An 11048-nucleotide genomic window follows, 5' to 3' on the forward strand; every position below is an offset into this window, starting at 1 on the left:
TCGATCCCAGCCACAGCGGCCGGTCCTCCGGGCGGTCCTGCCCGTACGTCGCCAACAACGCCTGCGCCTCGATCGGGTCGCCGAGCGTCGTGCCGGTGCCGTGCGCCTCGACGGCGTCCACGTCGGCCGTGGTGAGCCGCGCGTTGGCGAGGGCCTGCCGGATCACGCGCTGCTGCGACGGGCCGTTCGGTGCGGTCAGGCCGTTCGACGCGCCGTCCTGGTTGATCGCCGTGCCGCGTACCACCGCCAGGATCTTCCGGCCCTCGCGCTGCGCGTCGGAGAGGCGCTGCACCAGCAGCACGCCCACGCCCTCGGACCAGCCGGTGCCGTCGGCCGACGCCGCGAACGACTTGCAGCGGCCGTCCTGCGACAGACCACGCTGCCGCGAGAACTCGATGAACGTTCCGGGCGTGGCCATGACGGTCACACCACCGGCCAACGCCAGATCACACTCACCACTACGCAACGCCTGCACCGCGAGGTGCAGCGCCACCAGCGACGACGAGCACGCCGTGTCGACGGTGACCGCCGGGCCCTCCAGCCCGAACGTGTACGCGACCCGACCGGACAGCACGCTGCCCGACGTGCCGGTGCCGAGGTAGCCGCCGACGCCCTCGGGCAGGTCCTGCACGCCGGAGGCGTAGTCGTGGTACATCAGGCCGGCGAAGACGCCGGTCCGGCTGCCGCGCAGCCGCTGCGGGTCGAGGCCGGCGGACTCGAACGTCTCCCACGAGGTCTCCAGCAGCAGCCGCTGCTGCGGGTCCATGGCCAGGGCCTCGCGCGGCGAGATGCCGAAGAAGTCCGGGTCGAACTCGGCGGCCCCGTACAGGAAGCCACCGTGCCGGGTGTACGACGTCCCGGGGTTGTCCGGGTCGGGGTGGAAGATCCGGTCGAGTTCCCAGCCCCGGTCGGTGGGGAACTCGCCGATGCCGTCGGCCCCGGCGGCGACCAGGTCCCACAGTTGCTGCGGGTTCGTCACGCCGCCCGGGTAGCGGCAGGCCATGCCCACGATGGCGATCGGCTCGTCGACGGTGGTCGCCCGCACGGCGTGCCGCTGGTCGGCGACCTGGCCGGAGAGCTGCTCGTACAGGTGCTCCGACAGGGCGCCGGGGGTCGGGTAGTCGAAGACGAGCGTCGACGTGAGCCGCAGCCCGGTCGCGCTGTTGATCCGGTTGCGCAGCTCGACGGCGGTCAGCGAGTCGAAGCCCAGCTCCCGGAACGCCCGGTCCGCCGGCACCTGGTCGGCGCCGCCGTGACCGAGGACCTGCGCGACCATCCCGCGCACGAGCAGGGCCACCTGGGTGCGCGCCTCCTGCGGGTCGAGCCCGGCCAGCCGGTCGACCCAGGCTCCGGAGCCGGAGCGGCGACGCTTCGTGGCCGACCCCACCAGGGCCCGCAGCATCATGGGCACCCGGCCCGCGGCGGTCTGCGCCCGCATGGCGGGCAGGTCGACCACGGCCGGCACCAGCGCCGCGCCGCCGTGGGCCAGGGCGGCGTCCCACAGCCCGAGCCCGACCGGGGCGGTCATCGGGACCAGACCTGCCCGGGTCACCCGCGCCCGGTCGGCGTCGTTGATCGACGCGGCCATGCCGTCCGTGTCCCACATGCCCCACGCGAGGCTGACGGCGGGCAGCCCCCGCTGCGCCCGCAGCACGGCGAGGGCGTCCAGGAAGGCGTTGCCGGCCGCGTAGGCGGCCTGACCGGGAGAGCCGAGCACCCCGGCGACGGAGGAGAAGAGCACGAACAGGTCGAGGTCCAGCTCGGCGGTCGCCTCGTGCAGCCACCAGCCCGCCGTGACCTTCGGGGCCAGCACGTCCGCCAGCCGCTCGGGGGTGATCCCGCTGACCACGCCGTCGTCCAGGACGCCGGCCGTGTGGACCACCCCGGCCAGACGGTCCCCGTCGGTGATCGACCGGACCAGCTCGCCGACCCGGGCGCGGTCGGTCACGTCCGTGGCGACCACCCGGACGGCCGCGCCCAGCGCGTTCAGCCGCTGCGTCAACTGGTCGGCGCCGGGGGCCGCCGGACCCTGGCGGGACGCCAGCACCAGCGAACGCACGCCGTACGCGGTGACGAGGTGTTCGGACACCAGGGCGCCGAGCGATCCGGTGCCACCGGTGACCAGGACGGTCCCCCGGCCGAGGGTCGCCGGGGTGCGCGCGTCGCCGGTGGCGCGGACCAGCCGCGGCAGGTACACCGTGCCCGCCCGCACCGCGAGCTGCCCGTCGACACCCGGGTCGTCGGCGGCTGCGGCGAGCAGGGCCAGCAGGTCGGGGTCCAGGTCGACGCCCGGTTCGAGGTCGGCCAGCACGATCCGGCCGGGGTGTTCCGACTGTGCCGAGCGCAGCAGGCCCCAGACCGCCGCCCCCGCCAGGTCGGTGACGTGGTCGGCCGTGCCGGTGGCCACCGCGCCACGGGTCACCACGACCAGCCGCGAGTCCGCCAGGGAATCGGCGGCCAGCCACGCCTGCACCGCGCCGAGGACGTCCGCCGTCACGGACCGCGCCGCGTCGGGCACGTCCGCCCCGGCCGCCGCCGGAGCAACGGGCAGCAGCAGCGCCGCGGGAGCGGGGGCCGTTCCGTCCGTCACCGCCCTGGCCACCGCCGCCACCTCGGCGTACGCCGGAAGCTGCGGGACGCCGTCGATCGGGCGGTCACCGACCACGACCCAGCCGTACGCGCCGTCGGGCGCGGTGATCTGCTCGGGCTGCCAGGACACCTCGAACAGGGAGCGGTGCGCCTCGTCGGAGGGTGCCGCCATGCCGGTCAGCTCGCGCAGCGTCAACGAGTCCACCGACACCACCGGCGCACCCGTCTCGTCGACGGCGACCAGCCGCACGGAGCTGCCCGAGGCGGTGAGGCGGACGCGGAGCGTCCGGGCCCCGACCGCGTGGACCTGCATGCCTTCGAACGCGAACGGCACCCGGGCCCCACCGCCGGTCTCGTCGGCGGGCAGCAGTCCGACGGGGTGCAGGGCGGCGTCCAGCAGTGCCGGGTGCACCCCGAAGCCCGCCGGGTCCCCGATCACCTCGTCGGGGAGGGCGACCTCGGCGAACACCTCGCCCCCGGCGGTCCACGCCCGCCGCAGGCCCTGGAAGACCGGCCCGTAGGAGAGCCCGTGCTCGGCCACCGTCGCGTACCACCCGGTCACGTCCACCTCGGACGCGCCGGGCGGTGGCCACGCGCCCAGCGTGGGCTCGTCGGCGGTGGGGGTGCCGACGAGGCCGTCGGCGTGCCGGGTCCAGCCCGACTCCGGGTCGTCCTCGGGCTGGGAGTGCACGGTCACCGACCGGGCGCCGGTCCCGTCGACGGGACCGACCCGCACCTGCACCCGTACCCCGCCACCGCTGGCGGGCAGCACGAGCGGGGCGAGCACGGTCAGCTCACGGACACGGGAGGCACCGACCTCGTCGCCCGCCCGGACGACGAGGTCCACCAGTGCGGTGCCGGGCACGATCACGGCGCCGGACACGACGTGGTCGGCCAGCCACGAATGGGTCGACACCGACAGCCGGCCGGTCAGCACCACCATGTCCTCGCCGGCGACGGACACCGCCGCGCCGAGCAGCGGGTGCCGTGCCACGCCGAGGCCCGCTCCCGAGACGTCGGCCGACTGGCCGACCGGCGGCAGCCAGTACCGCTCGCGGTGGAAGGCGTAGGTGGGCAGGTCGACCCGGCGCGCGCCGGTGTCGGCGAACCACGGCTGCCAGGACACGGGAACCCCGTGCACGTGCAGCTCGGCCAGGGCGTGCAGCAGCGCCTGCGTCTCCGGTCGGTCGCGGCGCTGCACGGCGACGGCCAGCACGGCGTCGTCCTCGGGCAGCACGTCGGCCGCCATCGCCGTCAGTACGCTCTGCGGGCCGATCTCTAGGAACGTGTCGACGCCGGCGGCCTTCAGGGCGGTGACCCCGTCGGCGTAGCGCACGGCCTCGCGGACGTGCCGCACCCAGTACTCGGCCGTGCGGATCTCGTCGGCGTCAGCGAGTGCACCGGTCACGTTCGACACGACCGGCAGCAACGGCGCGGCGAAGGTCAGCCCGGACAGGACCGCCCGGAACTCGGCCAGCATCGGCTCCATCAACGGGCTGTGGAACGCGTGGCTCACGGTCAACCGGCGGGTGCGGACACCCCGGTCCCGCCAGACCCGCTCCACCTCGTCCAACGCCTCGACGGCACCGGACACGACCACCGCCGTTGGACCGTTGACCGCCGCGATGCCGACGCGGTCGATCATCCCCGCGATCGACTCCGCCACCGCAGCCTCGTCGGCGGCCACCGCCAGCATCCCGCCGCCGGTGGGCAGCGCCTGCATCAGGCGACCTCGCGTGGCGACAAGCTGGCACGCGTCGGCCAGCGACAACACACCCGCGACATGCGCCGCCGTCACCTCGCCGATCGAGTGACCGGCCAGCATGTCGGGAACGACCCCGAACGACTCCACCAGACGGAACAGCGCCACCTCGACGGCGAACAACCCGGCCTGGGTGAAGACGGTCTGGTCCAACAACTCCGCCTCGGGGCTGCTCGCCGACGCGAACAGCACCTCCCGCAACGGACGCGGCAGCAACGGATCCAGGTGCCCACACACCTCGTCCAACGCCGCCGCGAACACCGGAAACTCAGCCGACAGCTCCCGGCCCATGCCCGCACGCTGCGCGCCCTGACCCGAGAAGAGCAGGGCGAGCTGGCCGCGCTGGCCGCCCGGGCCGGTGACCACGCCGATCGAGGGCTCGCCCGTCGCCACGGCTTCGAGGCCCGCCAGCAGCTCGTCGCGGCTCGCCCCGGACACGACCGCCCGGTGCTCCAGCACCGAGCGCGACGCCACCGACGACCAGGCCACGTCCAGCGGGCGCGGGGTCTCGTGCCCGCTCAGCCAGGCCGCCCAGCGGTCGGCCTGCGCCGACAGCCCGGCCGCGTCACGGGCCGACAGCAGCACCGGCACCGCCGACGGCGTCCGGGACGGCTCGTCGCCGGCGTCCGGCTCGTCCCCGCCGGTCGGGGCGGGCGGCTGCTCCAGGATCAGGTGGACGTTCGTACCGCTGATGCCGAACGACGACACGGCGGCCCGGCGCGGCCGGTCCACCGCCGGCCAGGGACGCGCCTCGGCGAGCAGGGACACCGCGCCGGCGGTCCAGTCCACGTGGGGGGTCGGCTCGTCGAGGTGCAGGGTCCGCGGGAGCAGGCCGTGCCGCATCGCCTGCACCATCTTGATCATGCCGGCGACACCGGCGGCGGCCTGGCTGTGGCCGATGTTCGACTTGATCGAGCCGAGCAGCAGCGGCCGGTCGGCGGGGCGGCCCTGGCCGTAGGTCGCCAGCAGGGCCTGCGCCTCGATGGGGTCACCGAGCGTCGTTCCCGTGCCGTGCGCCTCGACGGCGTCCACGTCGGCCGTGGTGAGGCGGGCGTTGGCGAGGGCCTGCCGGATCACTCGCTGTTGGGCGGGGCCGTTGGGCGCGGTGAGGCCGTTGGACGCGCCGTCCTGGTTCACGGCGCTGCCGGCGATCACGGCGAGCACCTGGCGGCCCTGCCGCCGGGCGTCGGAGAGCCGCTGGACCAGCAGCACGCCGACCCCCTCCGACCAGCCGGTGCCGTCGGCGTCGGCGGCGAAGGACTTGCAGCGCCCGTCCGGGGCGAGGCCGCCCTGGCGGGAGAACTCGACGAAGGCGCCCGGGGTCACCATGACGGTGACGCCGCCGGCCAGCGCCATGTCGCACTCGCCGCTGCGCAGCGCCTGGGCGGCGAGGTGCACCGCGACCAGGGACGACGAGCAGGCGGTGTCGACCGTCACCGCCGGGCCTTCGAGGCCGAAGGTGTACGACACCCGGCCGGAGATGACGCTGTGCGCGCCGCCGGTGAGCTGGTAGCCCGCCAGCTCGGCCGGGGTGTCGGTGGTGCCGTAGCCCGACGGGGAGGCGCCGACGAAGACGCCGGTACGGCTGCCGCGCAGCTCGTCCGGGTCGATCCCGGCCTGTTCCATGGCCTCCCAGGACGCCTCCAGCAGCAGGCGCTGCTGCGGGTCCATGGCGACCGCCTCGCGCGGCGAGATGCCGAAGAAGCCCGGGTCGAAGGTGGTGGCGCCGTCGACGAAGCCGCCCTCGCGGGTGTGCGAGACGGGTTGCCCGTCGGCGTCGACGGCCAGCAGCCGGCCCATGTCCCAGTGCCGGTCCTCGGGGAAGCCGCTGATCCCGTCGCGTCCGGTGGCGACCAGGTCCCACAGGTCGTCCGGGTTGGCCACGCCGCCCGGGTACCGACAGCTCATGCCGACGATGACGATCGGGTCGTCGTCCACCGGCCCGGCGGGGCCCCAGGTGGTGACGGTGTCGACCTCGTGCAGGCGCAGCGTCGCCGACAGGTGGTCGGCGAGGGCGGCCGGGTTCGGGTAGTCGAAGACCAGGGTGGTGGGCAGGGTGAGCCCGGTGGCGGCGCCGAGCCGGTTGCGCAGCTCGACGGCGGTCAGTGAGTCGAAGCCCAGTTCCTTGAACGCCCGGTTCGCCTTGACCAGCTCGGTGCCGGAGTGGCCGAGCACGGCGGCGGTGTGCGTGCGTACGAGGTCGGTCAGGTAGCGGTCCTGCTCGGCGCGGGGCAGCGTCAGCAGGTGCTGCCGCAGCCCGCCGCCGGCGGCGTCCTCCGGTTCGGCGTCGACCACCCGCAGGGCGTCGCGGGCCTCGGCGATGTCGTCGAGCAGGGGGCGGGCGCGGGCGGCGGCGAACGCCGGGGTGAACAGGGACCAGTCGACGTCCGCCACGGTCACCGACGGCACGGCACGACCGACCGCGCTGCGCAGCGCGTACACGGCCTGGGCCGGCGACATCGGGCTGAGGCCGCGCCGGGCCAGCAGTTCCTGACCCTCGCCGCTGGCCATGCCGCCGTCGGCCCAGGGTCCCCAGGCCACGGCGGTGGCGGCCAGGCCGCGGGCCCGGCGCCGCTCGGCGAGGGCGTCGAGGAAGGCGTTGCCGGCGGCGTACGCGGCCTGTCCGCCGCTGCCCCAGATGCCGGCGATGGAGGAGAAGAGCACGAACGCGTCGAGCGGCCGGTCGCCCAGCAGCTCGTCCAGGTGCACCGCACCGGCGATCTTGCCGTCCAGCACCCCGGCCAGCCCGGCCAGGTCGGTGTCGGCCAGCATGTTCAGCTGGCCCACCCCGGCGGCGTGCACCACCGCCGTGAGCGGCGCCTCGTCGGCGTCGACGTCGCGCAGCAGCGCCTCGACCCGGGCGCGGTCGGCCATGTCGGCGGCGACCAGGGTCACCCGGGCGCCGAGCGCGGTCAGCTCGTCGCGCAGCTCCGCCGCCCCCGGGGCGCGCTCACCCCGGCGGCTGGTCAGCACGACGTGCGCCGCGCCGTTGGCCGCCACCCAGCGGGCCACGTGGGCGCCGAGCGCCCCGGTGCCACCGGTGATCAGCACCGTGCCCGACGGCTGCCAGCGCTCGACGGTGCCCACGGCCGCCGGCGTGGCGCGCACCAGGCGGCGCACGAACACGCCCGATGGCCGTACGGCGACCTGGTCCTCGTGACCGCCGCCGGTCAGGACGCCCACCAGGTGGTCCCAGTCGTTCCGGTCGGGCCCGTCCGGCAGGTCGACCAGGCCGCCCCAGAGCTGCGGGTGTTCCAGCCCGGCCACCCGGGCCAGGCCCCACAGGCCGCCCTGGGCGACGCTGCGGACCGGGTCCGTGTCCCCGGTGCCGACCGCGCCCCGGGTCACCATCCACAGTGGCGCCGCGACGTCGGCCGCGTGCAGGGCCTGCACCAGCGCCATCGTGGCCGCCGTGCCGAGCGGCACGGCCGGCTGGCCGGGGTGCGGCCGGTCCAGCAGACCCAGCAGGGACACGATCCCGGAGAACCGGTCGTCCCCCACGGCCTCGGCCACCCGCGTCGTCACGTGCCCGCGCTCCGCCGTCGGGTCCACCGCCAGCCGGGACACCTCGCCGCCGGCGGCGGTCAGCGCCCCCGCGAGCGACTCGGCCCACTCCGTCGCGGGCGCGTCGCCGGCCGGCTCCACCAGCAGCCAGCGGCCGGACGGGGTGACCGGCGCGGGGGCGGCGGTCCGCTTCCACACCACCCGGTACGACCAGCCGTCGACGACCGCGTCCCGCAGCCGGGCCTTGCGCCAGGAGGACAGGACCGGCAGGGCCGGGGCCAGGACGTCCGCCCCGTCGTCGCCGAACTGCGCCGCCAGCGCCGCCACGTCGGAGCGCTCCACGGCCGACCAGAACTCGACGTCCACCACGTCCGGGCTGACCGGGCCGGTGACCGACGCCGGCATCTGCTCGGGCCAGTAGCGCTGCCGCTGGAACGCGTACGTGGGCAGGGCGACCGGGGTCGCGCCGGCGCCGGAGTAGAGGGCCGTCCAGTCGACGGGCACTCCGTTGACGTGCAGCTCGGACAGGGCGGCGAGCAGGGCCCGGGCCTCGGGACGGTCGGCGCGCAGGACGGGCACCGCGATGACCGGGGTGTCGTCGTCGGCCGGTTCCTGCTGGCTCAGCGTGTCGCGGGTCATCGCGGTCAGCACGCTGCGCGGGCCGATCTCCAGGAACGCGTCGACACCCGCTGCCCGCAGCGCGGTGATTCCGTCGGCGTACCGGACGGCCTGCCGGACGTGGCGCACCCAGTAGTCGGCGGTGCGGATCTCCTCGGCGTCGGCGAGCGCGCCGGTCACGTTCGACACGACCGGCAGCGACGGCGCGGCGAAGGTCAGCCCGTCCAGGACGGCCCGGAACTCGGCGAGCATCGGCTCCATCAGCGGGCTGTGGAACGCGTGGCTGACCGTGAGCCGGCGCGTGCGGACGCCCCGGTCGCGCCAGAGCCGCTCCACCTCGTCGAGGGCGTCGACGGCACCGGAGACCACGACCGAGGTCGGCCCGTTGACGGCCGCGATCCCCACGTCGGCCAGGGCGTCCAGCGTGGCGAGGACGTCGGCCTCGGCGGCGGCGACGGCCAGCATCCCGCCGCCCGAGGGCAGGGCCTGCATGAGCCGGCCGCGCGCCGCGACGAGCGCGCACGCGTCGACCAGGGACAGCACCCCGGCCACGTGCGCGGCCGTGATCTCGCCGATCGAGTGCCCGCCCACGAAGTCCGGCGTGATCCCGAACGACTCCACCAGACGGAACAACGCCACCTCGACGGCGAACAGCCCCGCCTGGGTGAACACCGTCTGATCCAACAGCCCCGCCTCGGCCGTACCCTCGGCAGCGAACAGCACCTCCCGCAGCGGACGCGGCAGCAGCGGGTCCAGCCGACCGAACACCTCGTCCAACGCGGCGGCGAACACCGGGAAGGTCCCGTACAGCTCCCGGCCCATGCCGGCGCGCTGCGCGCCCTGGCCCGAGAAGAGCACCGCGAGCGGGCCCCGGTCGGCGGCCTGCCCGGCGACCACCGCGCCGGACGGCTGCCCGGCGGCGAGGGCGCGCAGGCCGGCCAGCAGGTCCTCGCGGTCGGTGGCGGTGAGGACCGCGCGGTGCTCCAGCGCGGACCGCGACACCACCGACGACCAGCCGACGTCCACCGTGCGGAGGGTCTCGTCGGCGTCCAGCCACCGGGCCCAGCGGCCCGCCTGCGCGGTCAGCGCGGCCTCCGACCGGGCCGACAGCAGCACGGGCACCGCCGGCAGGGCGGGGGCCGGGCCGGCGTCGGCGGGGGCCGCGGCGTCGGCGTCGGGGGCGGGCGGCTCCTCCAGGATGGTGTGCGCGTTCGTGCCGGAGATGCCGAACGACGAGACCGCCGCCCGCCGGGGACGGTCGGTCGCCGGCCACGGCCGCGCCTCGGTCACCAGCGACACCTCGCCGGCCGACCAGTCCACCTTCGGCGTCGGCTCGTCCACGTGCAGGGTGGACGGGACGAGGCCGTGCCGCATCGCCATCACCATCTTGATCACACCGGCCACGCCCGCGGCGGACTGGCTGTGACCGATGTTCGACTTGATCGAGCCGAGCAGCAGCGGCCGGTCGGCGGGCCGGTCCCGCCCGTACGTGGCCAGCAGCGCCTGCGCCTCGATCGGGTCGCCGAGGACGGTGCCGGTGCCGTGCGCCTCGACGGCGTCCACGTCGGCCGTGGTCAGCCGGGCGTTCGCGAGGGCCTGCCGGATCACCCGCTGCTGGGCGGGGCCGTTGGGCGCGGTGAGGCCGTTGGACGCGCCGTCCTGGTTGACCGCGCTGCCCCGGATCACGGCGAGGACGGGGTGCCCCTTGCGCTGCGCGTCCGACAGCCGCTCCACCAGCAGGATGCCGACGCCCTCGGACCAGCCCGTGCCGTCGGCGGCGGCGGCGAACGACTTGCACCTGCCGTCGGGGGCGAGCCCCCGCTGCCGCGAGAAGCCCACGAACGGGCCGGGGGTGGCCATGACGCACACGCCGCCGGCCAGGGCCAGGTCGAAGTCGCCCTGCCGCAGCGCCTGGCAGGCCAGGTGCAGGGCGACCAGCGACGACGAGCAGGCGGTGTCGACCGTGACCGCCGGGCCCTCCAGGCCGAGGGCGTACGCGATCCGCCCGGAGACGACGCTGGTGGCGGTGCCGGTCAGCAGGTAGCCCTCGTCGGTGCCCTCGGCCTCGCTCTGCGGGCCCATCCCGTAGCCGTTGGCGGCGGTGCCGACGAAGACGCCGACCTTCTGCCCGCGCATTGAGGCGGGTGCGATCCCGGCGTGCTCGAACGCCTCCCACGACGTCTCCAGCAGCAGCCGCTGCTGGGGGTCCATCGCCACGGCCTCGCGGGGCGAGATGCCGAAGAACTCGGCGTCGAAGTCGGCCGCGTCGTAGAGGAAGCCGCCCTCGCGGGTGGTGGACCGCCCGGCCCGGTCGGCGTCCGGGTCGTACAGGTTGTCCAGGTCCCAGCCGCGGTCCGTCGGGAAGCCGCCGATCGCGTCGCCGCCGGAGGCCACCAGGTCCCAGAGCTGCTCGGGGCTGGCGACACCGCCCGGGTAGCGGCAGGACATCGCGACGATCGCGATGGGCTCCCGGGCGGCAGCGGTCAGCTGCTGGTTGAGCTGGCGGAGGCGGCCCGTCTCCTTGAGCGACGCGCGAAGCGCCTCGACGACCTTGTCTGCGGACGTAGACATCATG

1 protein-coding gene (only partly in view) is annotated in these 11048 nt (G+C 75.6%); it reads right to left on the reverse strand.

All coding sequences use genetic code 11. The features are described 5' to 3' along the window. A protein-coding gene (locus tag AB0883_RS19885; protein WP_366642641.1) for a type I polyketide synthase crosses the window boundary here: on the reverse strand, positions 1–11044 show its 5' end (the start). Its footprint begins 18746 nt before the window's first position; 11044 of the gene's 29790 nt are visible here — the first part of the coding sequence; its start codon is at positions 11042–11044; the stop codon falls past the left edge of the window. Between the last annotated feature and the right edge of the window lie 4 nt (positions 11045–11048).

Origin of the sequence: Micromonospora sp. NPDC047812 (assembly GCF_040704175.1) — a bacterium.
GTDB lineage: Bacteria > Actinomycetota > Actinomycetes > Mycobacteriales > Micromonosporaceae > Micromonospora.